General features: G+C 57.1%; 21 protein-coding genes and 2 pseudogenes. 20 read left to right on the forward strand and 3 right to left on the reverse strand.

Annotated features, from left to right (window positions below; genetic code table 11):
- Positions 1-8 precede the first annotated feature (8 nt).
- Positions 9-848, forward strand: a complete 840-nt coding sequence (locus H281_RS0124770) for a lysophospholipid acyltransferase family protein (protein ID WP_020069827.1) — start codon at positions 9-11, stop codon at positions 846-848.
- 12 nt (positions 849-860) lie between these two features.
- Here H281_RS0124770 and H281_RS0124775 read toward each other — a convergent pair whose 3' ends face one another.
- Positions 861-1,745, reverse strand: a complete 885-nt coding sequence (locus H281_RS0124775; RefSeq protein WP_027804917.1) for a symmetrical bis(5'-nucleosyl)-tetraphosphatase — start codon at positions 1,743-1,745, stop codon at positions 861-863.
- A 203-nt stretch (positions 1,746-1,948) separates the two neighbouring features.
- Between H281_RS0124775 and H281_RS0124780 the strand changes: the two genes are divergently transcribed.
- From H281_RS0124780 to H281_RS0124865, 18 genes are all read left to right on the forward strand, one after another.
- Positions 1,949-2,860 (forward strand): GDP-mannose 4,6-dehydratase, encoded by a 912-nt coding sequence (locus H281_RS0124780; RefSeq protein ID WP_020069829.1) that lies wholly within the window; start codon positions 1,949-1,951, stop codon positions 2,858-2,860.
- 396 nt (positions 2,861-3,256) lie between these two features.
- Positions 3,257-4,318 (forward strand): dTDP-glucose 4,6-dehydratase, encoded by a 1,062-nt coding sequence (gene rfbB / locus H281_RS0124785; protein WP_020069830.1) that lies wholly within the window; start codon positions 3,257-3,259, stop codon positions 4,316-4,318.
- A 10-nt stretch (positions 4,319-4,328) separates the two neighbouring features.
- Entirely contained in the window at positions 4,329-5,222 is an 894-nt protein-coding gene (gene rfbA, locus H281_RS0124790; protein WP_020069831.1) for a glucose-1-phosphate thymidylyltransferase RfbA, read from the forward strand.
- Positions 5,207-5,758 (forward strand): dTDP-4-dehydrorhamnose 3,5-epimerase, encoded by a 552-nt coding sequence (gene rfbC / locus H281_RS0124795; protein ID WP_020069832.1) that lies wholly within the window; start codon positions 5,207-5,209, stop codon positions 5,756-5,758. Before rfbA ends, rfbC begins: the two co-directional genes overlap by 16 nt.
- Positions 5,759-5,765: 7 nt before the next feature.
- On the forward strand, positions 5,766-6,659 hold the full coding sequence (gene rfbD, locus H281_RS0124800; RefSeq protein ID WP_020069833.1) for a dTDP-4-dehydrorhamnose reductase: 894 nt from the start codon (positions 5,766-5,768) through the stop codon (positions 6,657-6,659).
- Positions 6,641-7,552: a glycosyltransferase family 2 protein gene (locus H281_RS0124805; protein WP_020069834.1), complete on the forward strand. Its 912-nt coding sequence runs from the start codon at positions 6,641-6,643 to the stop codon at positions 7,550-7,552. Before rfbD ends, H281_RS0124805 begins: the two co-directional genes overlap by 19 nt.
- Positions 7,553-7,708: 156 nt before the next feature.
- Entirely contained in the window at positions 7,709-8,566 is an 858-nt protein-coding gene (locus H281_RS0124810; protein WP_020069835.1) for an ABC transporter permease, read from the forward strand.
- A complete protein-coding gene (locus tag H281_RS0124815) occupies positions 8,499-9,911 on the forward strand; it encodes an ABC transporter ATP-binding protein (protein ID WP_241077911.1) in 1,413 nt (470 codons plus the stop codon). Before H281_RS0124810 ends, H281_RS0124815 begins: the two co-directional genes overlap by 68 nt.
- A gap of 30 nt (positions 9,912-9,941) precedes the next feature.
- Positions 9,942-10,691 (forward strand): methyltransferase domain-containing protein, encoded by a 750-nt coding sequence (locus H281_RS0124820; RefSeq protein ID WP_020069837.1) that lies wholly within the window; start codon positions 9,942-9,944, stop codon positions 10,689-10,691.
- Between the two features lie 9 nt (positions 10,692-10,700).
- Positions 10,701-11,378, forward strand: coding sequence for an acetyltransferase (locus H281_RS0124825; RefSeq protein WP_020069838.1), 678 nt, complete (start codon positions 10,701-10,703; stop codon positions 11,376-11,378).
- Positions 11,379-11,443: 65 nt separating this feature from the next.
- Positions 11,444-12,298, forward strand: a complete 855-nt coding sequence (locus H281_RS0124830) for a glycoside hydrolase family protein (protein ID WP_020069839.1) — start codon at positions 11,444-11,446, stop codon at positions 12,296-12,298.
- A complete protein-coding gene (locus H281_RS0124835) occupies positions 12,295-13,269 on the forward strand; it encodes a GNAT family N-acetyltransferase (RefSeq protein WP_020069840.1) in 975 nt (324 codons plus the stop codon). Before H281_RS0124830 ends, H281_RS0124835 begins: the two co-directional genes overlap by 4 nt.
- Complete coding sequence (locus tag H281_RS0124840; RefSeq protein ID WP_020069841.1) at positions 13,256-13,666, forward strand: sugar 3,4-ketoisomerase; 411 nt, start codon at positions 13,256-13,258, stop codon at positions 13,664-13,666. The genes H281_RS0124835 and H281_RS0124840 overlap by 14 nt, the downstream gene beginning before the upstream one ends.
- Before the next feature lie 46 nt (positions 13,667-13,712).
- Positions 13,713-14,810 carry a DegT/DnrJ/EryC1/StrS family aminotransferase gene (locus H281_RS0124845; protein WP_020069842.1) on the forward strand — a complete coding sequence of 366 codons (1,098 nt, stop codon included), beginning with the start codon at positions 13,713-13,715 and terminating at the stop codon, positions 14,808-14,810.
- Positions 14,810-16,435, forward strand: a complete 1,626-nt coding sequence (locus tag H281_RS0124850) for a glycosyltransferase family 4 protein (RefSeq protein ID WP_020069843.1) — start codon at positions 14,810-14,812, stop codon at positions 16,433-16,435. Before H281_RS0124845 ends, H281_RS0124850 begins: the two co-directional genes overlap by 1 nt.
- A gap of 43 nt (positions 16,436-16,478) precedes the next feature.
- Positions 16,479-17,855, forward strand: a complete 1,377-nt coding sequence (locus tag H281_RS0124855) for a glycosyltransferase family 4 protein (protein WP_027804919.1) — start codon at positions 16,479-16,481, stop codon at positions 17,853-17,855.
- A gap of 14 nt (positions 17,856-17,869) precedes the next feature.
- The gene (locus H281_RS0124860; RefSeq protein WP_020069845.1) at positions 17,870-19,612 is read left to right on the forward strand and encodes an ArnT family glycosyltransferase; all 1,743 of its coding nucleotides are present in this window, start codon (positions 17,870-17,872) and stop codon (positions 19,610-19,612) included.
- Positions 19,599-21,326 carry an ArnT family glycosyltransferase gene (locus H281_RS0124865; RefSeq protein WP_020069846.1) on the forward strand — a complete coding sequence of 576 codons (1,728 nt, stop codon included), beginning with the start codon at positions 19,599-19,601 and terminating at the stop codon, positions 21,324-21,326. The genes H281_RS0124860 and H281_RS0124865 overlap by 14 nt, the downstream gene beginning before the upstream one ends.
- Positions 21,327-22,000: 674 nt before the next feature.
- On the opposite strand, the pseudogene H281_RS37360 reads toward H281_RS0124865, so the two are convergent.
- A pseudogene (locus tag H281_RS37360) lies at positions 22,001-22,288 on the reverse strand (hypothetical protein); the annotation flags it as partial.
- Between the two features lie 468 nt (positions 22,289-22,756).
- A pseudogene (locus tag H281_RS35450) lies at positions 22,757-23,809 on the reverse strand (transposase).
- 416 nt (positions 23,810-24,225) lie between these two features.
- Here H281_RS35450 and H281_RS0124880 point away from each other — a divergent pair.
- The gene (locus H281_RS0124880) at positions 24,226-25,230 is read left to right on the forward strand and encodes an acyltransferase (protein WP_020069847.1); all 1,005 of its coding nucleotides are present in this window, start codon (positions 24,226-24,228) and stop codon (positions 25,228-25,230) included.
- Positions 25,231-25,592 lie beyond the last annotated feature (362 nt).

The raw sequence follows: 25,592 nt of genomic DNA on the forward strand, positions 1-25,592 counted from the left end.
CTCCGAACATGAAGCTCGCGTTACGCAAGGCCCGTCTCATCGCGCATCTGCTGCACGGCATGTGGATCGTGGCGACGCGCTTTCCGAAGGTTGACGCGGACCGGCGTCACGCGCTCAATCGCGAATGGTCGCTCAAGATGCTGCGCCTGTGCGGCATGCGGCTCGTCGTGCATAACGACGGCGCGCGGCTCGACCGCGGTGCGCTCGTGGTGGCCAATCACATCTCGTGGATCGACATCTATGTGATCAATGCGTGGCGGCCCACGCCGTTCGTGTCGAAAGCGGAGATTCGCCAATGGCCGTTGGTCGGCTGGCTCGCGCAGCAACTGGATACGGTGTTTATCCAGCGTGAGAAGCGCAGCGACGCAAAGCGGATCATGCATGAGCTGTCCGACCGTTTGAGCGCGGGCGAGCTGATGTGCGTGTTTCCGGAAGGCACGACGTCCAATGGACTCGCGGTGCTGCCGTTTCACGCGAATATGTTTCAGGCGGCGGTGTCGGCGTGCGCGCCGGTGCAGCCGCTATGCATCATGTATGAAGACGCGCACGGCCGGCAGTCCACGGCACCTGCCTATATCGACGATCTGTCGCTCGCGGACTCGCTTAACCTGCTGCTGCGCGGCGGGCCGTTGACCGCACATGTGTACGTGTGTGCGCCGCTTGCGGCGGGCGCGGACCGTCGTACATTGGCGGCGCAAGCGCAGGGCGTAATCGAAGCGGCGCTGCGCGAGATGCAGGGCGGCGCGGCAACAAGCGGCGCGCTCGTCGCCGAGCAGGCGCAAACGTCCGCATCTGCCGAAACAATGATTGAACCCGCCGACAACCCAGTCCGCTCGCCAGGCGTCTAAATCCCTTACCGCTTAATTGCCGCCGCTCGAGCGGCAGTTGTCACATTGGACCTGCGTGAGTGTGCGCTCCGCGGGATTCTGCGCGAGCCGCACCGCTGACAGCTTTTCGCCCCACACGCAGCCAGAGTCGAGTCCGATCAGGTTGTCGCGCAGCATCAGCCCTAGCGCGGCCCAATGGCCGAACACCACGGTCACGTCGGCGGTCTTGCGCCAAGGCACGTCGAACCAGGGCATGCAGCCGGGCGGCGCGGCGTTCAGGCCGCCGCTGCTGCTGAAGTCCATCGCGCCTTCCGCATTGCAGAAGCGCACGCGCGTCAACGCGCTGCACGTGACGCGCAGGCGTTCGATGCCTTTCAGATTCGGCGTCCATAAGCTCGGCTCGTTGCCATACAGGCCTGCCAGTGTCTCCTTCCAGTCCGGCGCGCGCAGCGCCCGCTGCAATTCGTCGGCGAGTTCGAGCGTGAGGTTCACGTCCCATTGCGGCACCACACCCGCGTGCACCATCAGCATGCCGTTCTCGTAGTGCGCGATAGGACGGTGACGGACCCATTCGAGCAGGTCTGCGGCATCGGGCGCGGCAAGAATTTCGTCGATCGTGTCGCCCTTTTTCGACTTGCGAATTCCCGCTGACACCGACAGCAGATGCAGATCGTGATTGCCGAGCACCGGCACCGCCCTATCGCCGAGCGCGATGATGTCGCGCAGCGTGGCAAGCGATTCGGCGCCGCGGTTGATCAGATCGCCCGCGAACCATAGCGGCGTGCCGGCCGGCGGCGCGGCCTTCGCGAGCAGCCGCTGGAACGGCGTGCGGCATCCTTGCAGATCGCCGAAGGCCAGAGGCACGGGGTGCCGCTGCGAAATTGACGAAGGGGATGAAGGCGCGGTGAAGGGAGTCATCGAGGAAATGTTTGCGGTTCGATACACGCGGCGGCGAACGGGGCGTGCCGCGTTGGGCAGTGCAGCAAGCGAGCGTGACATAATAGCCCGTTTGAAGCGCCGGCATCGCGCCATGCCGCGGCTACGGCTGTTGTCGCAGCATGCAGTGAACGCCCGGCGCGATATTGCATCACAACAGGATGACCCTCGTGAACGGAGAAAGCATGTCGTCTTCCCATGCGAAGCAACCCGTCCGCACGCTCGTCACCGGAGCGAGCGGCTTTACTGGCCGCTATCTGGTCGATAACCTGCTCGGTCGCGGCCATACCGTGATCGAAACCTTCGCCGGCCGCGACGAGCCGGAAATGCCCACGCGTTTGAGGCTCGATATCACCTCGCCGGAGAACTGCCGGCGCGTGATCGAAACGGCGCGGCCCGACTATATCGTTCATCTTGCTGCGATCAGCTTTGTCGGCCACGACGATCCGCTCGACTTCTACCGCGTCAACGTGATCGGCACGCTGAATCTGCTGGAGGCGTGTGCCGCGACCGGTCATACGCCGCGCAAGGTGCTGATCGCGAGCAGCGCGAACGTGTATGGCAACGTGACGAGCGACGCGATCGACGAAAGCTTTCCGCTCACGCCGGTCAATCACTACGCGGCCAGCAAGGCTGCGATGGAAACGATGGTGCACACCTGGTTCGACCGGTTGCCCATCCTGATTGCGCGTCCGTTCAACTACACGGGGCGCGGGCAGGCGCCGAACTTCCTCGTACCGAAAATCGTCGAGCACTTCGCGCGGCGTGAGCCCTCTATCGAACTCGGCAATATCGATGTTGCACGCGATTTTTCCGACGTGCGCTATGTGGCGAGCGCTTACGAGGCGCTGCTCGATTCCGAGGCCGCTTCCGAGACCGTGAACGTGTGCACCGGCACGCCCTATACGTTGCGCGAAATTCTCTCGGCCGCAAGCGACCTGACCGGCCATGAGTTGCAAGTGCACATCAATCCCGCTTTCGTCCGGCAAACCGATGTCAAGGTGCTCGCGGGATCGCCCGCGAAGTTGCGCTCGCTGGTACCCGAAGTGCACGCTATCCCGTTCATGGATACGCTGCGCTGGATGCTCGCTGCCTGAAGCACGTGGACCGGTCGCTCGCCCGTGCTTCATGACGGGCCCGCTCCGCAAGGGGCGAGGCCTTCCATCACCATCGCGTCGCTGACAAAAAATTACACGCTTCATGCCGCGATATATCTCATATAAATAAAGCGCCGATCCGGTAAGCATGGGCCACCCGGGCAGTGGGGCGTCGGGAATTCCGCCCGAATGCGAACTTGTCAAGCTGTTTCAAGTTGTTAGGGTTCTAGTTTTTGTTCAGGGCCGCTTTATAATCGGGGCTTTTATAAGATTGGTGTCTGAGCGTCTGCTTTGTTGCGGAGGCGCAGCCGCTGAGAAAATCAGACTCCACAACGCGTGGCGCGCGGGCCGGCCGACCAATGCCGGGGCTGTCGCAAACATCTGGAAGGGAATTTCATGATCCTGGTTACGGGCGGTGCCGGCTTTATCGGCGCCAATTTCGTGCTCGACTGGCTGAATACGTCGGACGAAGCGGTGCTGAATGTAGACAAGCTGACCTATGCCGGCAATCTCGGCACGCTCAAGTCGCAGCAGGGCAATGCGAAGCACGTATTCGTGCGCGCAGACATTTGTGACCGCGCCGCCATGGACGCGCTATTCGCCGAGCACAAGCCGCGCGCTGTGCTGCACTTCGCGGCCGAAAGCCACGTGGACCGTTCGATTCACGGCCCGGCCGATTTCGTGCAGACGAACGTGGTCGGTACGTTCACGCTGCTCGAAGCCGCGCGAAGCTACTGGAACACGCTCGGCGACGCAGACAAGGCCGCATTCCGCTTCCTGCATGTCTCGACCGACGAAGTCTTCGGCTCGCTTTCCGCTACCGATCCGCAATTCTCCGAAACCACGCCATACGCGCCGAACAGCCCTTACTCGGCGACGAAGGCGGGCTCCGACCATCTGGTGCGCGCCTACCATCACACGTACGGCTTGCCCACGCTCACTACGAACTGCTCGAACAACTACGGTCCGTACCAGTTCCCCGAAAAGCTGATTCCGCTGATGATCGCGAACGCGCTCGGCGGCAAACCGTTGCCCGTCTATGGCGACGGTCAGAATGTGCGCGACTGGCTGTATGTCGGCGACCATTGCAGCGCGATCCGCGAAGTACTCGCGCGCGGCACGCCGGGCGAGACGTACAACATCGGCGGCTGGAACGAAAAGAAAAACCTCGACGTCGTGCACACGCTGTGCGATCTGCTCGATCAGCTGCGCCCGAAGGCGGGCGCTTCGTATCGCGACCAGATCACCTACGTGAAGGACCGTCCGGGCCACGACCGCCGTTATGCGATCGACGCTCGCAAGCTCGAACGCGAACTCGGCTGGAAGCCCGCGGAAACGTTTGAAACGGGTCTTGCAAAGACGGTGCAGTGGTATCTCGACAATCAGGCGTGGTCTGACGAAGTCGCTTCGGGAGACTACCGGAAGTGGGTTGAGACCAACTACGCGCAACGCGCGTAAGGGCACGGCAATGGCGCGCAAAGGCATTATTCTCGCGGGCGGTTCGGGCACCCGGCTCTATCCGATCACGCATGTCGTCTCGAAGCAGTTACTGCCTGTCTATGACAAGCCGATGATCTATTACCCGCTCTCCACGTTGATGGTGGCGGGCATTCGCGACGTGCTGATCATCTCCACGCCGCAGGACACGCCGCGCTTCGAAGCGATGCTCGGCGACGGCAGCCAGTGGGGCATGAACATTCAGTACGCGGTTCAGCCGTCTCCGGACGGTCTCGCGCAAGCGTTCATCATTGGCCGCGAGTTCGTGGGTAATGACCCGTCGGCACTGATTCTCGGCGACAACATTTTCTACGGCCACGACCTCGCAAAGCAGCTCGAGCGTGCAAACGATCAGGCCGATGGCGCCACCGTGTTCGCGTATCACGTGCACGATCCGGAGCGCTACGGCGTGGTCGAATTCGACAAGCAGTTCCGCGCGTTGTCGATCGAGGAAAAGCCGGCCAGGCCGCGCTCGAACTATGCGGTCACGGGTCTTTATTTCTACGACAAACAGGTGTGCGACATTGCCGCGGAGATCAGGCCGTCGCCGCGCGGCGAGCTTGAGATCACCGACGTCAACTCGCACTACCTCGCCAATGCAGCGCTGAACGTCGAGATCATGGGGCGCGGCTATGCGTGGCTCGACACGGGCACGCACGATTCACTGATCGAAGCCGCCACGTTCATCGCGACCTTGCAGAAGCGCCAGGGCCTCGTGGTGGCGTGTCCCGAGGAAATCGCGTACCGCCAGCAGTGGATCGGCGCCGAGCAGTTGCTCACACTTGCCGCGCCGCTCGCGAAGAACGCGTATGGGCAGTACCTGCAAAACATTCTTACGGACCAAGTGGCATGGCCATCCAAGTAACCGCTACCGCGCTGCCTGAAGTCAAGATCATCGAGCCGAAAGTATTCGGTGATGCCCGCGGCTATTTCTACGAGAGCTTCAATGCTGTCGAGTTCGCGGAGCACGTGGAGAGCGGCGTCACGTTCGTGCAGGACAACCATTCGCGCTCCGCGAAAGGCGTGCTGCGCGGCCTGCATTATCAGATTCAACATGCGCAGGGCAAGCTCGTGCGCGTGGTTGAAGGCGAAGTGTTCGACGTCGCCGTCGACATCCGCAAGAGTTCGCCGAACTTCGGCAAGTGGGAGGGCGTGGCGCTGACAGGCGACAACCACCGGCAACTGTGGATTCCACCGGGATTTGCACACGGTTTCGTCGTGTTATCTGAAACGGCGCAATTCCTCTACAAGACGACCGACTACTGGTATCCGGAGCACGAGCGCAGCATTGTCTGGGACGATCCCCAGATAGGCATTGAATGGCCGATCGATTTCGAGCCGGTGCTCGCCGCCAAAGACGCGGCAGGAAAGCGGTTGAGCGAGGCCGAATGCTTTGCGTGAGGGTGATATGAAGGAGTCTGCGCAACGGACAATCTTGCTGACGGGGGTCAATGGCCAGGTCGGGTTCGAATTGGCTCGCAGCCTTCAGGGGCTCGGCACGATCGTTGCTCCACTGCGCAGTGAACTCGACCTTTCTGACCTTGCGCAGGTCCGGCGTGTGGTACGTGAGCTGAAGCCCGCTTTGATCGTGAACCCGGCGGCTTACACGGCTGTCGACAAGGCGGAAACCGATGTTGATGCTGCAATGCGGCTCAACGCCGAAGCGCCCGCCGTGCTTGCCGAGGAGGCGAAGCGTCTTGGCGCGGCAATGGTTCACTATTCGACAGACTATGTGTTTGATGGCACGAAAGCCGGTGTCTATGTTGAGAGTGACTCCGTTAATCCCATCAACGTGTACGGGCGCAGCAAGCTTGCCGGCGAGGAGGCGATTGCCGCTGTCGGCGGTGCGTATCTGATCTTCCGAACGAGTTGGGTATACGGTAAGCGCGGAAAGAACTTCCTGTTGACAATGCTGCGCCTCGGTTCGGAACGCGAGGAACTTGGTATCGTCGCTGATCAACTAGGCGCGCCGACCTGGTCGAACACCATTGCGACATCGACCGCGCATGTGTTGGCCCAATCGATCGCTTCGGAAGGCGATCAATGGTGGCTCGAGCACTCGGGCGTCTATCACCTGACCTCCGCTGGCGTCACTTCGTGGCGCGGATTTGCTGAAGCGATCTTCGAGTTCTCGGACCTTCCTCGGAAGCCGGTCGTAAAGCCTATCCCCGCATCCTCTTACCCAACTCCGGCAAACCGACCCGCCAATTCGTCGTTGTCGAACGACAAGCTTGGTGCTGCATTTGGTGTTCGTGCTCCCAACTGGCGTGAAGCATTGCGGCTATGCATGGCGGTATCTTGACGCAGACGCTAATTACGCCCCGTACCGGTGCGGTGGTCGTCTTCTTCAATCCGGATGCAGCGTGTGTTGAACGAGCCAACAGGCTCGCGTCGACGATGCGTTGCGTGGTGGTTGACAACACCCCCGCGATCCGTCCGGCTGCCACTCTTGGGCTTTCGGAACTGGTCGATTATTTGCCGAATGGTGAGAACGTCGGCATTGCGACTGCGCTCAATCAGGGAATCGAAGCACTCAGGCGCGCGGGGACCGAGATGGCGCTTCTGTTCGACCAGGACAGCGACCCGCCCGCCGCGCTGCTTTCGGACCTTCCTGTGGCAGTCGCCAGAGCGAACGACTCGGGAGAGCGGGTCGCTCTCGTCGGACCCGCTTATGACGACCCACGTCTCGGAGGCGTTGCGCCGTTCGTCAGGTTTCGGCACTGGAAGCTCGAACGGCTGGCGCCCGAAGGTGACGAGCCAATTGATGTAGATTTTCTGATCACCTCCGGCTCCTGTGTCAATCTGCGCTACTGGTCCGAGGTAGGGCCGATGGACGACGCGCTTTTTATTGATTTCGTGGATCTGGAGTGGTGTGTACGGGCGAAGCACAAGGGCTACCGCATTCTGGGCCTACCGTGGATACGCATGCGTCATGAACTCGGTGCGGAGCCCGTGCGCATTTTTGGTCGCCCTTACCCGATGCACGGCCCGCTGCGCCATTATTATCAGTTCCGCAACGTCATCGCTTTGCTCAAGCGCTCGTACATGCCGTGGAGCTGGAAAACCACTGAGTTGGTCAAGCTGCCCGCCCGGCTCGTGGTCTATTCGTTCTTCCCCGACCAGCGTTTGCAGCACATCACGATGGCCCTGAGGGGACTGCGTGACGGCTGGGCTGGCCGGCTGGGTCGCCACTGACACAACGGTGCCCGGCCACGTATTGCGACGTGGCTCGCGAGCGAAGAGGTGCGCAGCTTTACCGCTAGACGAGTTTGAGTGTAATGGGCGGTGCGGGCAATGCGGCCGCGTTGCCCGCGATCATGGATTGAAGGAGCTTATTTTGGAGTGTTACTTATGAACGTGCCGAGGATTCGGGCGTTCGACCCGCACGCGGCGACGCCTTCCGGCCCGATTTCCCTCGTTTCGGGGCTGTGGCGGAACCGGCAGCTCATCGCGCAAATGACGCGGCGCGAAGTGCTGGGCCGCTACAAGGGATCTGCGATGGGGCTCGCATGGTCGTTTGTTCAGCCGCTGTTCATGCTGACAGTCTATACATTCGTATTTTCCGAAGTGTTCAAGGCGCGCTGGGGTGGTACGGGTGCAGCGCAAAACAAGACCGAATTTGCTGTCCTGCTGTTTGTCGGCCTGATCGTGCTGAATCTGTTTTCTGAAGTGATCAACCGCGCTCCTACGCTGGTGATTGCGAACGTCAACTTCGTGAAGAAGGTCGTGTTTCCGATCGAAGTGCTGCCGGTTTCCACGATGGGTGCGGCGTTGTTCCACGGTTGCATCAGTGTGGCAGTACTACTGTGCGCGATCCTCATTTTTAACGGTGGCCTTGCATGGACCGTGGTGTTCTTTCCGCTTGTGCTGCTCCCGCTGGTCATCGTCACGCTGGGTTTGGCGTGGATTCTCGCTTCGCTCGGCGTTTTCCTTCGCGACGTTGGGCAGACCATTTCGTTGCTGACCACAGTGCTCATGTTTCTTTCACCCGTGTTTTATCCCGTTGACGCCGTGCCGGCGCGCTTTCGGCCGTTCATCATGGCCAATCCGCTGACGTTCATTATCGAGCAGGCGCGTGACGTGCTGGTTTGGGGGAAAATGCCCGATTGGCTGGGCCTCGCCATCTACCTGGTCGCCGCGTGTGTCGTGGCGTGGGCGGGCTACGCGTGGTTTCAGAAGACCAGAAAGGGGTTCGCGGATGTTCTCTGACGATATTGCTATTGGCGTTCATCAACTCGCCAAACGCTATCAGATCTACGACACGCCCCGTGACCGTCTGAAGCAGTTTGTGCTGCCGCGTGCACAGACACTGTTCGGCGCGAAACCGAAGCATTATTTCAGCGAGTTCTGGGCGCTCAACGATGTGTCCTTCGAAGTGAAGAAGGGTGAGACGGTCGGCATCATCGGACGCAACGGAAGCGGCAAATCCACCCTACTGCAGATGATTTGCGGCACCTTGAGTCCGACGCAAGGCCATGTCGAGGTGAATGGTCGCGTGGCCGCCTTGCTTGAACTTGGCGCGGGATTCAATCCGGACTTCACGGGGCGCGAGAACATTTTCATGAACGGCACGCTGCTTGGACTCAGCAAGCAGGAAATCGAGGCGCGGTACGACGATATTGTTGCGTTCGCCGACGTCGGCATGTTCATTGATCAGCCCGTCAAAATGTATTCGTCGGGTATGTACGTTCGTGTCGCGTTCGCGATCGCTGCGAGCATGGATCCGAGCATTCTGATCGTCGACGAAGCGTTGGCTGTCGGCGATCTTGCGTTCCAGGCCAAGTGCATGGTCCGACTTCGCGAACTGATGGACCGGGGGACGACGGTGCTCTTCGTGAGCCATGATATGAGCAGCGTGCGCAATATTTGCAGCAAGGTACTTTGGTTGAAGCAAGGTCGGGCGGTGGCGTATGGCGACCCCAAGCAGGTGGTCGGGGCCTACGTCAGCGAGATGAACCTCGAGATCAACCGGATTTCGGGCGGACATCAGGTGGAACCAGCACCCGAACAGGCAGACGCGGAGCCCGCACCGGAAGTCGTTCCGCAGCAATCGGTGTCGTTCCTCGACGGTCATACGCGCTACGGCGACGGACGCGCGACGATCCTGAACGTGACCATCATGAACGGGCAGGGAAAGCCGACAGAGCTGCTCGAACTGCACGAGGCTTATACGCTGCGCGTCATCGTCAAGGCGAACGTGGATATCGAGCGGCCCGTCGTGGGTTATTCGGCGCGCGATTTCAAGGGCAACCAGGTGGTGGGCGCCATGAATTCCAACTTCCCCGACGTCGACATGCCGTCCTTTGAAGCGGGCAAGGTCTACTGCATCGATATCACGGGGACGAATACGCTGACTCAGGGCGGTTATACCGTCAACGTCGGCATCGAGAACATGGTTCAGCCGAACAAAATTCATCAATACCTAGATGTGCTGGAAAACTGCCGGGTGTTTCAGAGTACATTTGGCCCGCGCGTCGAGAACATATTCCCGGCGATGGTCTGGCAGGACGTAGAGTTCGAAATCAGGGAAATCGGTGCGCGCGTTGCGGCGTAAAGGGGCTGTATCGTTGTTGGAGAAATGAGCATGGCGTCACCCAACCGTTTTGAACATATCGGCTTCGACGATTTCCGGCGTTTCGCGCAGGACGAGTCGATGTCGAAATATGAGCGCATCGGCTTTCCCGATTCCTATCGGCAGGGCTACGAAGCCGCTATCTTCGCGGACATCTGCGCCAAGTTGACCAACCTGCAGAAAGACGGCCGCAAGGTCGTCGATATCGGGCCGGGCTGCAGCGATTTGCCCAAGATGCTGATCGACCTGTGCGCGTCGAAAGGTCATCCATTGACGCTGATTGACAGCCAAGAAATGCTGAAGCTGCTCGACGATGCGCCCTTCATCGAAAAGGTGGACGCGATGTATCCGCAGTGCTGGGACTGGATTGAGGACCATGCGGGCACGGTCGATGTGATCTTGTGCTACAGCGTGCTGCACTACGTGTTCGTCGACGTCAGTTTCTTCCGCTTTCTCGATGCGTCGCTGTCGCTGCTGGCGCCGGGCGGCCAGATGCTGATCGGCGACATACCCAACATCTCGAAGCGCAAGCGGTTCTTCGGCAGCGAAACGGGCGTGCGCTTCCACAAGGATTACATGAAGACGGACGAAGCTCCCGTCGTCGAATTCAACAAGGTCGAGCACGATCAGATCGACGATGCCGTCATGATGTCACTCGTCCAGCGCGCGCGTGCGCAGGGATTCGATGCCTATGTAGTGCCGCAGGATTCCGCGCTGCCGATGGCCAACCGGCGCGAGGACATCCTCATCGTCAGACCTTGAGGGCACGACATGACAAAAACGAAAAAGCTGGTCATTCTCGGCGACAGCGCCTTCGCGGAAGTCGCATACGAGTGCTTCACTCACGACTCGGAATATGAAGTCATCGGATTCTCCGTCGACTCGGCGTTTCTCGGTCGCGATCAGTTGTTCGGCCTGCCCGTCGTGCCGTTCGAGGAGATCGAAAATTTCTTCGACCCCGTTGAGATTGAATTCTATGCGGCGCTCGTTTATACGCAACTCAATCGCTTGCGGACGCGCTTTTACAATCTCGCGAAGGCGAAGGGTTATCGGCCGGCCAGCTACGTCAGCAGCCGGGCGTTCGTATGGCCCAATGCCGTCGTCGGCGAACACTGCTTCATCTTCGAAGACAACACGATCCAGCCGTTCGTGAAGATCGGCAACAACGTGGTGCTATGGAGCGGGAATCACATCGGCCATCACTCCGTAATCGAAGACAACTGCTTCATCTCTTCGCATGCCGTGATTTCCGGGTTTTGCACGATCGGAGCGAATACGTTCATCGGCGTCAATTCCGCGATTGCCAACAACGTCGTCATCGGCGCGGACAACTGGCTCGGCGTGGGCGTCAGAATTCTCGGCAACACTGAACCCGATTGCATTTTCAAGGGCGAGCAGCCTCAGGCGGCCAAGGTCTCTGCGCGGCGTTTCTTCAAGGTCAAGTCATGAAGTGGCATAAGCTGGGTGTCGTCTGGAAACCCGACGGGTCGTTTGATTGGGCGAGAACGCATGCCATGGGCCCCACACCTCATCGGCTCGACGACGACACGATTCGCGTCTATCTGACTTGCTTGGACGACAAGGGGCGCGGTCGGCCGGGTTACGTCGACGTGTCGAGCGCGGATCCGACGAAAATTGTAAAGGTCTCGACGCAGCCGTTGCTCGATATCGGCGAGCCGGGTGCGTTCGATGACAACGGACTGATGCTTCTAAGTCTCGTGCCTGTCGATGCCGATACCGTGTACATGTACTATGCAGGGTTCGAGCTTTGCGTGAACGTGCGGTACCGGATTTTTACGGGTCTCGCAATCAGCCGGGATGGCGGCGAAACATTTGGGCGCCACAGCAGGGCGCCCATCCTCGATCGCAGCGATACCGAAAGGCTTTTTCGGTGCGGCAATTTCGCCATGAAGGAACGTGGCGTTTTCAAGTTGTGGTACGTGGCGGGCAGCGACTGGACTGAGGTTCACGGAAAAATGATGCCTGTGTACAATTTGCGGTATCAAGAGTCTGCGGATGGTGTGACGTGGTCCGATAGCGGCACATTGTCCATGGCGCTGACTTGTGACGACGAGCACGGTTTCGGTCGTCCTTGGGTCGTCAAACGTGACGACGGCACGTATCAGATGTTCTATTCGATCAGGCGCCGGTCTTTCGGAGCATATCGTCTTGGATACGCTGAGTCCGCCGACGGGATCAACTGGGTGCGGAAGGACGACGAGATGGGTCTCGACGTGTCGCCGGATGGGATCGATTCGGATGCGATCATGTACTCGGCTGTCGTATCGATCGGCGCAAAAACGTACTGCTTCTACAACGGCAACAACTTTGGCGAGCAGGGCTTTTGCGTTGCGGAGCTCGTCTCGTGAGCCTCAACGTCGTTCGATATCAACCGTCCCTCGATGAAGCGTGGGACGCGTTCTGCGAGAGTGCGGTAAATAGTACGTTCCTGCATACGCGCCGTTTTCTCGGTTATCACGGCGACCGTTTTCGCGATGTGTCCGCAATGTTCATGCAGGACGGCGCCATCGTCGGCGTGTTCCCGGCCGCCGAAGCGCCCGCCGATGGCTCGATGGTAGTCAGCCATCCAGGCATCACGTATGGCGGCATTGTGCACGCCGGCGCGTTGTGCGGCGGCAAAACGATCGAAGCGTTCGAGCGGCTGCGTGAACATTATCGGGCGGATGGATACCGGCGGCTGCACTACAAGGCAGTGCCGCATCTCTACCAGGCCCGGCCATCGCAGGACGATCTCTACGCGTTGTTCCGGCTGGGTGCCGGCCGCTCGCGCTGCGACCTGTCCTGCACCATCTATCTGAACGATCGCGCGAAGCCTTCCGAGCGCCGCCGGCGCGGCTTGAAAAAGGCGCTAAGGTCGGTGTTGGTCGTAGCTGGCGCTGAGCAAGTGCAGTCGTTGTGGCAGGTGCTGACAGATAATCTGACGCGCAAGCATGATGCCGCGCCTGTGCACAGTATCGACGAGATGGAACAGTTGATCGCGCTGTTCCCCGGCTTCATCGACCTATACTGCGCACAGATCGACGGGCAAGTTGAGGCGGGTGTCGTCGTGTTCAAGACTCGTACTGCGTGGCACGCGCAGTACATCGCTGCCAGTGAAGCCGCCTACGCGGTATCCGCGCTTGATGCAGTATTCGATCGCATCATTGCCGATGCGGCTGCGGGGGGAGTCCGTTATTTCGACTTCGGCACGAGCAACGAGCACGACGGGACGGTACTCAATGAAAGTCTCTACCAGTACAAGCACGAGTACGGAGGCGGAGGCGTCGTGCACGAGTTCTACGATATTGATCTATTAGGTGCTTGGCATGCCTCTGTTTGACTGCAAGATTATTGATTTGCCCAAGATCGCGGATCCGCGGGGGAATCTGACCTTTATGGAAGGTCGGCGGCATATTCCCTTCGATATCAAACGGGTGTTCTACATCTACGATATTCCGACGGGCGGGTCCCGCGGCGCGCATGCGCACAAGGAACTGCATCAATTTCTGATCTGTCTTTCAGGCAGCTTCGACGTTGCGCTGGACGACGGGACAGACAAAAAGACGATTCGCCTCAACCGCCCGTGGCAAGGTTTGCACATTCCACCCATGATCTGGGCGGCCGAACTGAATTTCGACCCGGGTTCGGTGTGCCTGGTTCTGGCGTCGATGGCGTTCAACGAATCGGACTACTATCGGGACTACGACCAGTTTCTGGCCGCCTTGAAGTCACGTTGACGGTCCTCCGCCGCCGCGGTCCCCTTCGACAGTAAGGAACCCAATTGTGAAAGTGCCATTTCTTGATGTCCGGAGCGCTTATATCGAGCTCAAACCGCAACTTGACGAGGCCGTTGCGCGCGCACTCGAATCGGGCTGGTACATCTCTGGAGAAGAGGTTGCCGGATTCGAGAAGGCATTTGCCGAATACACAGACACTCGCTTTGCGGTCGGTCTGGGCAACGGTCTCGATGCGTTGCGTGTTACGCTAATGGCGATGGGCGTGTCTGAAGGCGACGAAGTGATCGTGCCGTCCAACACCTATATCGCGACCTGGCTGGCCGTGACGCAGTGTGGTGCGCGCCCTGTGCCCGTCGAGCCCGACTTCGAGACGCTCAATATCGATCCAAAGCGTATCGAGCAAGCGATGACCAGCAAGACCAAGGTCATCCTGCCCGTGCATCTGTATGGGCAGCCTGCGGAGATGGGGCCGATTGTCGAGTTAGCGCGCAGCAAAAGAGTTCGGGTTCTCGAGGACGGTGCCCAGGCGCACGGCGCGCGCTATTGCGGTCAACGGATCGGCGGACACGGCGACGCGGTGACGTGGAGCTTCTATCCGGGCAAGAATCTCGGCGCTTTCGGCGATGCGGGCGGCGTCACGACCAACGACGCCGAACTTGCGGACCGGATCCGCACCATTGCGAACTATGGTTCCAAAGTGAAGTATGTGAATGAGGTGTGCGGGGTGAACAGCCGCCTCGATCCCCTTCACGCGGCCGCGCTGGCTGCGAAGCTGCCGCTGCTCGACGAGTGGAATGCGCGCCGCGGGGCGATCGCCGACTACTATCGGAAGAACCTGACGAGTGCAGCGGTGCGTGTGCCGTCGCCGCACCCTGATTGCGCGTCGTCGTGGCATCTGTTCCCGGTGTTCACGGAGCGCCGCGATCCGCTGCAGGCAAAGTTGAAGGAGGCGGGCATCGAAACCCTCATCCACTATCCGATCCCGCCGCACTTGCAGCAGGCGTATCAGTCCCTCGGTTTCGAGAAGGGCGATTTTCCCATTGCTGAATTACTGGCCGAGACGGAACTCAGTTTGCCTATCGGGCCGCACATGTCGTTGGACCATGCGGAATATGTTTGTGAAATGATCGCGGACTTTAAGTAATGCTTGAACTAGATCTCGACCGTTTGCAAGAGACGGTCGTGGAATGTATTGCAAAGCAGCAGTTTGGCGACGCGATGACGCGCATCAAGTTGTTTGTCGAAGAGGTAATCAATGACCCGGAAACCGTCGGCGTGGTGCTTGCGAGCAGGGAGCTGGACAGTCTGTGCGAAACGCTGGCAGATGCGTATTATTGCGATCGCCACGGCGAACCGGCAAATGCTGGGCGCGGGACGGTTATTCTGGCATCCGAACTGGTCAAGGCCGGCGGGCACGTTGAACTGATCAAGGACTACCTGGCCTTAGAGCTGTTCGAGGCACCGGTTCGCGTCGCCTTGACTGATCTGTTCAATCGTATCGATCGCGACCATATTGACGAGTGGGAAGCGCTACTTGGTTGCGAAGTGTTCATCGCGGAAGAGAGCAGCCTTGGCGACAAACTCGGTGTTCTCACTGCACGGCTTGCCGAATGGAAACCTTGCACGATCGTCAGCGTTGGTCACAATCAGGACGTGGTGTGTGTGATGTCGGCCTTTGCTCCCGGCGCTGGGAACCGCTACTACATTCATCATGGTGATCACCACTTGGCCTTGGGCGTGACTTGCAAGCAGTTTCACCACGTCGATTTGCACAACATGACATTTGAACTGTGCAAAGACGAGATCGGCGTGGCGCAGCAGTACTTTTGGCCGCTCAGCGTAGTGCGGCCGTCCCAGATCAATACACGCTTTCTTCGGCGTGGAAGCTTGACAACCTGCGCGTGTGGACGGATGCCGAAATTCGAGGCAGGAACATACGCATTCAGGTACGAGCGTGCCGTGGCGCTCATACTAAAGGCGACGGGCGGGTATCACGTACACATCGGAGAATTGACCGCAGAATTCATCGAAAAGATTCACGCCGAATTGGACGTCGCAGCGGTGAGCCATGACCGGTTCATTTACATAGAATGGGTCGCTTCGCTGTCCCAGGCGCTGATTGAACATGCAGTGGACGTTTATATTCCCTCGTTTCCGATCGGTGGCGGCAAAGCGCTGGTAGAAGCGATGGCTGCGGGCGTGCCAGTTGTCACGCACGAGTCGTATCGGTCACGCTATCTTGGATGCGTCAATCTTGCCTATCCGGAGAGCTTTGTCTGGAGCGACTATGAAAGGCTTGTTGACATCTTTAGACTTTGGAACGAAGCGTTGCTAAAGGCGCATGCCGGGTTCGCGTTGCGGCATTTCGAGCGTTATTACTCGAAGGACGCCTTCCTGAAGGCTTTTGAAGGCGATCGGAACCTGGCCCCCGACGTTCCGCCTTTGCGGATCTACCACGGAAATCGGCTCCAGAATTATCTTGATATTAGGCGGGTTCGTGAACAAAGATTCGTGGAGCTTGAGTCCGAAAAAAATCGGATATTTGCTGAATGGTCGAAGCTCTATGCTGCCTACGAAGAGCACAGTGCTACCATTTCGCAGCTGCAGCTTGACAACGAGCGGCTGGCAAGCGAAAGACATGCGCTTACGATGACGCGCCTGGAGCATCAGGTTGGTCGTCAGAAAATGCGAAGTGACGACATGTCGCAATCGTGGAAGGCCAGAGCGAGGAAGCTGTTCGGCGTGATGTTCTCGAATAAGAAGAGCTGATCAGATCACTTTTTAAAGTTTCAAAATATTCTGGTGTAGACCGGTGAGAATAGTTAAAAGCATATTCAGGAAGGCTCGCGTCAGCGTTCCGAAAACATCTTTACGGACGCCCGATGACTTCGATCCGGCAACCTATCTAAAGCTGAACCCCGACGTTCGCGACGCGGGCGTGGATCCGTCGCAGCACTATGTCGAACATGGCCTTGCTGAAAAACGAGTGTATCGGTTTCCGACATTCGAGTACTTCAAGAACGCCAAATTTGATTCGGCCCGCCAAACCGCTTTGGTGGTCACGCATGAGTGCTCGCTGACGGGCGCCCCCGTTCTTGTCTACAACATCGCACAGCTGTTGTCCCATTCGCTGAACGTTGTGGTGCTCTCCCTTGGCCCTGGCATGCTCGAAGCCTTGTTTCAGGATCTCGATGTTTCCTTCGTCCCTGCGCATTACGCGCGATTCAGCGCCTTGTACGCCGAATATGCGATTGAGCGTCTGATTCGCGAATTCAGTCCCGCGTTTGCCATTGTCAACAGCATCGAGTCGCAGTTGGTCATTGAACCGTTGCGCCAAGCGGGGATTCCCCAAGTGAGTTTGATCCACGAGTTTGCTCCGTGCTATTCGAATCCTCGCGAGCGTTTCGAAGTCATGATGACGGTTCCGGACCAGGTAGTGTTTTCTTCCGAAATCACCTTCAAGGACGCGGCTCGTTTCGTTGACGACTTCAATCCCGAAAAAATACACATCTTGCCGCAGGGGCGTTCAGGCATTCCTGGCAAACGTCTCGACGATGAATCCGCACAACAGGAGCGAGATCGGCTGCGCGCTGTCTTGCGGCCAAGTGGCGATGATTCGACGCAATTCGTTGTACTGGGCGCAGGGTCGGTGAATTATCGCAAGGGCGTTGATCTGTTCTTGCAGTGCGCCGGCCGAATTTCGGCAATGGTTGGCGAGGGCAAGTGCCGCTTTGTCTGGATCGGTCAGGGATACCAGCCAAGAAAGGACCCTGCATATTCCGTCTATCTCGAAGACCAGATTTTGCGCGCGGGCTTAACAGAAAGCGTTCAGATCATCGACGAGACGACGCAGATCGAAACCGCCTACGCGTTGTCGGATCTTTTCCTGCTGAGCTCGAGACTCGACCCGCTGCCGAACGTTGCCATTGATGCGATGTTCTTCAGCAAGCCCCTGGTTTGCTTCGACCATACGACCGGGGTCGTGTCGTTCCTCGAACGTGTCGGACTGAAAGCGATTTGCGTCGCCGAGTATCTCAACGTTGAGGATCTCGCTAAGAAGGCGAGTCATTTGCTGCTGTCCGCGGAGACGAAGGCTCATGTGGAGGCGACGCTCCAGATGCAAGTTGCCGATAGCTTCGACATGGCGCGGTATGTGAGGGAAGTCGTGTCACTGGTCAAACCTTTTTGACCGGAGACATCTAAATGGAAAACAGGCTCCCGGACGCGCTGAAGGCGCGAGGGATCGATATTGGCTTGGCGTTGATGCTGACCGTTCTCTTGTCGTACGGTCATTTCCTGTGGGTCAGACATTACCGATTCGGACTGGTCTTGGAGATCGACGAAGCCGGATATATGTCTCAGGCTATGGCATACGCCAATGCGCTCAAATTCGGCGGAATTTCCGCATGGCTGTCGGCGCTATCGTTCCCGACGAAGTTTGCGCCTCTAAGCCCTATTGTCACGTCCATATTAATGGCCGAATTAGGCCTAGACGAGAACGTCGCCTTTTACACACACATATTATTTTATGCGGGTACTGTGCTTGTTACTTTCTGGTGGATGCGAGCGTGTTCATCGAGGCTGGCGGCGACCACCGCCAGCATGCTCGTAGCCACTCTTCCAATTATCGTCCTCTATACGAGGACATATCAGTACGGCTTGCCTACCACGTTCTTTTTCTTGCTGGCGAATTTTGCCTATTATAAATCTGAGCGGTTTTCGTCGTTGCTCTGGTCGTTTTGCGTCGGAGTCGCACTAGGGCTGATGCTCTTATCTAGAACGATGAGCATTGCATTTCTACCGGCGTTCGGCCTTGTATGGTTCGTGGACAGTAGGAAGGCCTTTCGGCAGAATTTGTTGGGCCTGTGTATTGCCGTCGTAATGTTCTTACTGGTTGCTATCCCTTGGTATGCGCTGAATTTCAAGGAAATATTCGGATACCTTTTCTCATTTGGCTATGGCGCGAATTCATCCGAGTATGGGGGATCCAAATCAATGCTGTCCATCGACTATCTCAAGATGAGAAATCGATACTTCATGGATTCGCTATTTCCGTTTCACTTTGTATGTCTCTTCATGCTATTTGTTATTGGTGTTTTCCAACAGATAAGGGCATGCGTTGGCAGGCGTGAATCTACGATTCCCAGTCTCTACGTCCCGTCGGCCGTTGCGATATTTTGCGCGGCGATCCTGCTATCTTCGAAAAACATCGGGTCTGGTTTTGATGCTCCGCTTTATCCGGTTATGGCGCTCTGCGCCATTTGTGCGTTACCGATGTGGATAACGAATTGCGGTTTAAGGCAAACTGCACTCGTCGTCATAGTGTTGGGATGCCTGCTGGTTGGCTACTTCGAGTCCGACACCTCTGTGTGCACTCGCGGTCCCAATTTCATTGTCCGTTCGTTGATGGGCTCGTCTCAGAAGAATCTATGCGATGGATCCATCGGCGAATATATAAGGGGCATCGGTTATAAACCGGGCGAAGATAAACCGTATTGGAGCGACATCTCCGTTAGGGACCAGCGTCGTTGGCGTGATGTGAGCGCGGCGCTCGCTGACAGGTTGGCAGATGTCGACAAAAGCAGAAACGCCGTTATTTATGTCACACGTAATCGGCTGGTAAACGTGAATACTGTCATGCTGGAATCCATCAAGAGATACGGCTACATTCTGCCCGCAGCCCAAATCGAGCCGGCCGTCCTTCCGCGGTCATATGCTGACTACCGAAAATGGTTCGATACTGTTTCCGCGCCGGCCAGTACGTGTGCTGTCGTAATGATGAGCAACACCACCGGTGACTTCTTTCCGCGACCAGATCTCGATATCTTGCACAAGGTCGTCAGTGATCGCGGATTCGTGCTCACCGCACGCATCGCCACACCAGAAAGCGATATGCTCGCCGAATTGTGGTCGTCTCCAATTGGATGCGGTAATGAAAAAAAATAACTTTACGAACTTAAAGCACAGCAATCTGATTGTTCACTTGTTGTTCATATTTTTGCTTGGTTTTTTTGTATATCAGAACGTCGAATGGGTGATCAAATATCGGTTCGATCAATCGCTGGACATTGACGAATCGGGCTATCTTGCGGTGGCAGTGGCCTTTGCGAAGGCCAAAATGAATGGCGGGTGGACTGGCTGGTGGCACGCCATTTCTGCACCGCTGGGATTTGCTCCGTTGGTGCCTCTAATCGCGTCGCTAGTCTTTATCGCTTTTGGAATCAACGAGAATCTCGGCTTCGTCTGCAACATTGCTTTTGCTGTCGGCACGCTGGTTTTGATGTTTGTCGCGGCGCACCGCGTTTCGAGTTTGTTCGGTCTAGTTGCCTCAATTCTGTTAGCATCGTTGCCCAATTTCGTGATGTTCAGTCGAAGCTTCCAGTTCGTTTCGGCGACCACATTTTTCTTTTTTGCAGCATATGTGTTTTTCGTTTTTTCGGAAGGGTTCAGTCGCCGAAGGTATGCGATGCTAAGTGGAATGGCGCTTGGCGCAATGATCCTGTCCCGAACGATGGCATTGGCCTTCTTGCCCGCGTTTGCGTTTTCGTTTTTGGTGTATTTCTACCGGGTGCGAGGATTCTCGCGCGAGATTTGCAAGAATATCGTCGCATCGATTCTGGCTTGTCTGCTTGTCGCGATGCCATGGTATCTGGAAAATTTCAGGAGCGTTTTTGGCTATCTCTTTTCGTTTGGTTATGGTTCGCATGCGGCAGAATACGGGCATTCACAAGGGATTTTCACACTAGCAAACTGGAAAGCACGCCTTGACGTTATTATTTCCCAGATACACCCGGCGCATTTCATTATGATCGTGCCGGCATTTATTGCGGCCTTCCTTGTGTGTTTAAGAAAGAAGAATGCGATCGATAGTCTTATTTTATCGGGGGCTCTTCTTTGCCTTTCGTCTCTTTTTATTCTATCCACCAGTCAGAACATGGGCACCGGATTCGATGCTCCGATCTATCCGGTCATGATTCTATGTGCAATTATGTGGATCGCAACGTCGGGAATTAAATGGCTCCGGATTGCATATATAGCGTTGTCCCTGACGTTCCTGTCGGTGGCGAGCTACGCCCACGAGGATCTGCATCGCTGCCTCAAAATGCCAAAAGAATTTGTGGAGGGAATTTGGGGCTATGGGCCATTGGTCAACTGCGTCGCAAGTATCCACGGGTATCTGCGGACTAATGAATTCCCGCCGGACAACCAGCCGAACTTCATCCAAGAGCGCGACGAGGCTGTCGCATGGCGACAACTGAATCGGTTAGTCTCTTCGTATTTGCTCGAGGAAGATGGCAGTAGAAGCGTGGTTCTGCTCTTGTCTCGGCACATGATCCTCAATGCTAATTCAATTGGACTAGAGATGATCAAGGGCGCGGGTACCATTTTACCAATGGTTCAGATCGATCCCGCTGCACTGGAACCGACGGCAGCATCCTATTCCAGTTGGCTAGCCCAAGCCCCGCACGATTCGGCCTGTTTTGCGTTGATGCTCGATGATCAGCACGGAGAGTTTTTCCCGCGTGCAGATGTGAGCGTTATGACGCAGGTTTTGTCCGAATCTGAATACGAACGGGTTACGAGCTTCGCTACGCCCCGCTCAGGACAACGTCTTTGGGTTTGGCAGAAAAAGGTCCCTGCGTGCCGAGGCCTCGCTTGATGCCAGGTAGAACTTCATTTCTCACCTACAGTAATTCTGACGCCGGATCTGCGATAGGACGGGGGCTGTTAAGCACTCATTCGGTGCGAACGCGTCGATAGCAGCACGAATCCCCTGACGCGCTTCAAGTGTGTTAAGCCTGCAGCGCATGTTCGATCGAGCCTCCCGTCGGCGCTCAATCGCACGGCAAGCCTTCAGGCACGCCAACGAATGCAGTTCCGCAGTTCGATGAGGTCAAGCAGATCGCTGCCCGCGAGGCGCATAAGGATGATCTCGCGTCAGAAACCGTCCGGATACCCGAAACTGGCGTGCCGCCCGTGCCGAAGACGGCGCGGCGCAGTCTTGGACGCAGACCGCTGCGGGCGCGTCAGCGCATCGGATACGATCGTAAGCGCCAACCGAGCAACGTCTTGACTGGTTGGCGTGCGTGTGAAATCGGTCCTGCGTTGACTCGTCTACGAAGATTTTGCAGTCGCTCCCGCGATCTTCAGATTTTCAGCGGCGACCATGAACTTGCGGCCGCCGGCGGGCCATCAGAACGTGGGCAAGTGAATTGCTGCGAGGTCGACGTTTTGCGACGTCAGATCTCTTTTGAGGCCGAGCGTCCGCATTCAACAGACGCTTTGGCGCGAGGATGTTGCCGGCAGAGTCGATGTGTTTTCAGTCTTGGGGGTTCATTCAGTGTTGGTCATCGCTGCAACCGATCGATGACGTGCGGCAGGCGTACACGCCGCTGCGACGTGCCATGGCAATAGCTCCTCTACAAGGTTGAGCGAGTGCTCAGCGATGCGCGCGAGGACATAGCATCTACGCCTCCAGATTGACTTCGGATGAGCTTGGCGGTGTCGGTCAAGCCGTAAATCAAGGCGGCCCGTTCGCCGCCGGAATCTGCGTCGGCAAACAAGTAGTTGCGCCGGTTGGCCACGCCCCGCAGCGCGCTCGACGGGCAGGTTGTCGAGCTCGGGTCGGCGCTCGAGCACATCGGCGCGCCAGGTAAGGTTGAGAAAGCGATCGGGCGCAAGCCGCCCGACGAGCGTCGAGCGCATCGCCAGAAGCACGCGATCAACCGCATCGACGCACTGGCACCGCAAGTCGTCGTCGATAGCTGTGCACCGGAGTCTGGAGATCGCAATCTCGAGTCAAGACGTCGCTGGCACCTCGCTGATATGGCTGCCGATGTCGATCGGGATCGGTCTTCAAGATCGACTCCATGGTTGGAGCAAATGTCCTGGGGGCGGCGTAGCAGTAAAGTTCGACGGTGGATCAACCTGATATTCGCGAGTCGGGTTCCGCACTACAGAGCTCCGTCTCATGAGCATGCCGCTTCCTTACTACGCGAGTCGACTGATGTTTGTCAAACGCGGCTGCGGGTTACCCGAATACCAAGCTGCGTCGCCTTTCAGGATACTTTCATTGGTAGTTGGCTTTCCTCAGTTACATCCTGCGTCTATGCTGCTTGTTCGCTGTGCGGGTGCAGCCAGAGTCACCCCAAGCCGACCGACGTCCCGGATGAAGGCAGCCAGTTCGCGTGCGACAGGGAAGATGGCGACGTGTGCGGTCTTCCCTCCGGCGAGGAGTTTACGATATCGCCTGCACAGCCTCAGTTGTGCATCTAGGCACGATCGATTATCGGTTGGATAGACCTTCATGATGGCGCTGGATAGCGGTGCTCACACATGCCGGGTGTCGACAGCTCTAGGCAGATTCAACCAGCAGCTTGCATGCATAGCTGTTGCCGGTCTTGGTAATGCTACCTTGCCGTCGCTTTCCGCCTGATGAATGCTCCGAAGGCATCAGGCCAATCCAGGGGGCGCGGTTGCCGTGGATGTTCGAAACGCGTGAGGTCACCCAGTTCGGACATTGGGCCGATTCCCGATGTGAAGTTGATTCCGCGCATCGCTTGCAAAGCAAGTGCCACTGGATGGAACCGCCAACTGATGACGGCTTGATGCAAAGCCAGCTCCAGCCGCTCGCATTGCGCGAGGCGGTCCCCAATCGAGCGCCGATGTTAGTTGAACGCCAGTTGCTGTCAGATGCTGTCGAACGAGACAGCGCCTGTGTGTTGGCCCCAGTTGGGACGGTCGAGATCGTGGACGCCGTGGGCCAGCAGGAAAGATTTGAGCCTGCAGCGTGCTGCCTTCAGATCTTCCTCTTCCGCGAGCTGGCCCGCGCCTGGTCGGCTGCCAGGGTTCATCTTCGACCGTCGGCACGTGCACGGCTGACAGGTCGCGGGCGCGCAGACCATGCAGTCGAGGCCTTTATCGACCAGCCGTCGGTACAGGCCATACCTACATAGGCCAGCTTCATAGGCAAGGCAGATGCGCTGCGCGTTCGGCTGCAGCCGCTTGCACAACCGGTCGACACCAATCTGCATAGTGCCGACTTTGTCGAACAATTGCACTTCGCTCATCCGGGCGCATAGGCGACCGTGATCGAAACCTTGCGGACACCCAGGCCACATACAGCGTGCTATCGTGTTCCATGCCGGCCTCCGCGGCGGAATAAACCGTTGAGTGGCGGTTCCGCCGCACTCAATGCGGCTCTGGCAGCCATGCTACCCGCGCATAATTCTCGCGGCGGCCAGCCTTGCCGAACGGGAGTCATACTGACTTACTCAACACTCGCGCTACATACGTAGATCTATGCGTATCTGTACCTATGGATGTCGCACGCATTGATTGGTGTCATTGTCCCGTTGCTCGTTGAGAATCTTCGTGGTCGAAAGCAATGGTAAGCAATCGGTGGTATTCTTCAACCTAGGCATAAAACGCCTTCGCAACGACGCGCGATTTACTACATCGCGCGCTCGTCGATCTCCAATCGGTAACCGGTTGCTCGCGGCAGATCGTCTATTCGCGATGTGAGGACGGAAGAATAAGTTCAGTGGAAAATAGACTGCATGGATACGACTGGTGGGGCCACGAGACTCGCATGGATGGATCTCGGTCGATGTATAGCAGCGATTTGTGTTATCGCAATCCACGTGAGCGGTGTCTTTTGTAAGGACAGCAGTGCATCAGCGTTCTATTTGGCGAACATAGTCAACGGATTTTCACGGTTCTCTGTTCCTGCTTTCTTTATGTTTAGCGGTTATCTTTTGTGCGGCCGACCCACCCTAAAACCGACTTCCTACGTATTTTCCAAAGTGGTCGGCTTGGTGAAGGTCTACCTATTCGCTTCGTTGGCCTATTATCTGTTCGACAGATTCTACCAGCGCCAGGATATGAAGTCGTGGCCTGTCGATTTCCTTGCGGGTCATGCTCATTTCCATTTGTGGTTTATCCCGGCATTAATCGCTGTATATTTCTTCTATCCGCTTTTTATGCGCATTCTGGATGAAGATAAAAAATATGTCTTTGTGTTTGTTGTTGTGTCGATCATATTGATAAATCTGTCGGGCGTGATGGTCGTGGCAACAAACTCCGGGACCAGTTTTCAGGTTGAAAGTTCGCTAGGGCCGCTGTATTTTCTGCTAGGGTTCTGCGCAGATTCAATTTTCCGTTTCAGCAAAAAAATCTGCTGGTTTATATTTTTAGCAGCAAGCTTTGCAATTGCCGCTATTAGCACGCTGATGGCCGCGAGGGCAGTTGATATTCCGTTGCTCGATCCCGGGTTGTATACCGGGGTGCTGGTGTTTACGCAAGCACTTGCTTTTTTCATGATGATCAAGGACGTGAAAATCCAAGCGACATTCTTGCCGTTGTTGTCGCGAGTGGCCAAATTGATTTTGGGTATCTATATATTCCATCACGCGTTTATGGTTTTTGTATTCGATGCGCTGAATCACATCGGTGGATTTTCTCAGTCCGAGATTGTCATTCTGGCGATTCCACTTGTTTTTCTGTTTTCTGCACTATTTACGGCTGCGATCAGAAAGATTAATTTTTTCAGTTCTTTTTTGTAGTAGTTGATCTCGTGCAGCATATGCGCTCGATTATGCCGATTCGGTCGATACGCTGGTAGGATGCGGGCTCCTATCACCAGAGGTTTCCGCATTCGTATCCTTGTGGGTGACGCGATACTGTCGGTATACTGTTTCCGACAGTTCGGCGGTTGCTCGATCGAACGCCTGAAAACTGGCAATTCGTTGTTTGTCATTTTGCCAACACATGAGTGCCAAGATGATCGGCGATCTTTAAGATTGGCGTAGCTTCGTTCATCGAGGACGACCTTGCTAATAGCGATGCGAAAAAAACCCGGTCGTTCTTAATGTATGACGGTAAAAGTTCCGGCTCGCCGTTTCGCGAGGAAGTGGCTGCCCTGTTT

This window comes from Paraburkholderia caledonica, assembly GCF_000383275.1.
Lineage (GTDB): Bacteria > Pseudomonadota > Gammaproteobacteria > Burkholderiales > Burkholderiaceae > Paraburkholderia > Paraburkholderia caledonica.

Excerpts from the sequence above, each read along its gene's own strand:
- rfbA (WP_020069831.1), top strand. The coding sequence starts at position 4,329 with ATGGCGCGCAAAGGCATTATTCTCGCGGGCGGTTCGGGCACCCGGCTC.
- H281_RS0124840 (WP_020069841.1), top strand. The coding sequence starts at position 13,256 with ATGCCTCTGTTTGACTGCAAGATTATTGATTTGCCCAAGATCGCGGAT.
- H281_RS0124805 (WP_020069834.1), top strand. The coding sequence starts at position 6,641 with ATGCATGGCGGTATCTTGACGCAGACGCTAATTACGCCCCGTACCGGT.
- H281_RS0124775 (WP_027804917.1), bottom strand. The coding sequence starts at position 1,745 with ATGACTCCCTTCACCGCGCCTTCATCCCCTTCGTCAATTTCGCAGCGG.
- rfbB (WP_020069830.1), top strand. The coding sequence starts at position 3,257 with ATGATCCTGGTTACGGGCGGTGCCGGCTTTATCGGCGCCAATTTCGTG.
- H281_RS0124850 (WP_020069843.1), top strand. The coding sequence starts at position 14,810 with ATGCTTGAACTAGATCTCGACCGTTTGCAAGAGACGGTCGTGGAATGT.
- H281_RS0124820 (WP_020069837.1), top strand. The coding sequence starts at position 9,942 with ATGGCGTCACCCAACCGTTTTGAACATATCGGCTTCGACGATTTCCGG.
- H281_RS0124880 (WP_020069847.1), top strand. The coding sequence starts at position 24,226 with ATGGATACGACTGGTGGGGCCACGAGACTCGCATGGATGGATCTCGGT.
- rfbC (WP_020069832.1), top strand. The coding sequence starts at position 5,207 with ATGGCCATCCAAGTAACCGCTACCGCGCTGCCTGAAGTCAAGATCATC.
- H281_RS0124770 (WP_020069827.1), top strand. The coding sequence starts at position 9 with ATGAAGCTCGCGTTACGCAAGGCCCGTCTCATCGCGCATCTGCTGCAC.
- H281_RS0124865 (WP_020069846.1), top strand. The coding sequence starts at position 19,599 with ATGAAAAAAAATAACTTTACGAACTTAAAGCACAGCAATCTGATTGTT.
- H281_RS0124825 (WP_020069838.1), top strand. The coding sequence starts at position 10,701 with ATGACAAAAACGAAAAAGCTGGTCATTCTCGGCGACAGCGCCTTCGCG.
- rfbD (WP_020069833.1), top strand. The coding sequence starts at position 5,766 with ATGAAGGAGTCTGCGCAACGGACAATCTTGCTGACGGGGGTCAATGGC.
- H281_RS0124830 (WP_020069839.1), top strand. The coding sequence starts at position 11,444 with ATGGGCCCCACACCTCATCGGCTCGACGACGACACGATTCGCGTCTAT.
- H281_RS0124860 (WP_020069845.1), top strand. The coding sequence starts at position 17,870 with ATGGAAAACAGGCTCCCGGACGCGCTGAAGGCGCGAGGGATCGATATT.
- H281_RS0124810 (WP_020069835.1), top strand. The coding sequence starts at position 7,709 with ATGAACGTGCCGAGGATTCGGGCGTTCGACCCGCACGCGGCGACGCCT.
- H281_RS0124780 (WP_020069829.1), top strand. The coding sequence starts at position 1,949 with ATGTCGTCTTCCCATGCGAAGCAACCCGTCCGCACGCTCGTCACCGGA.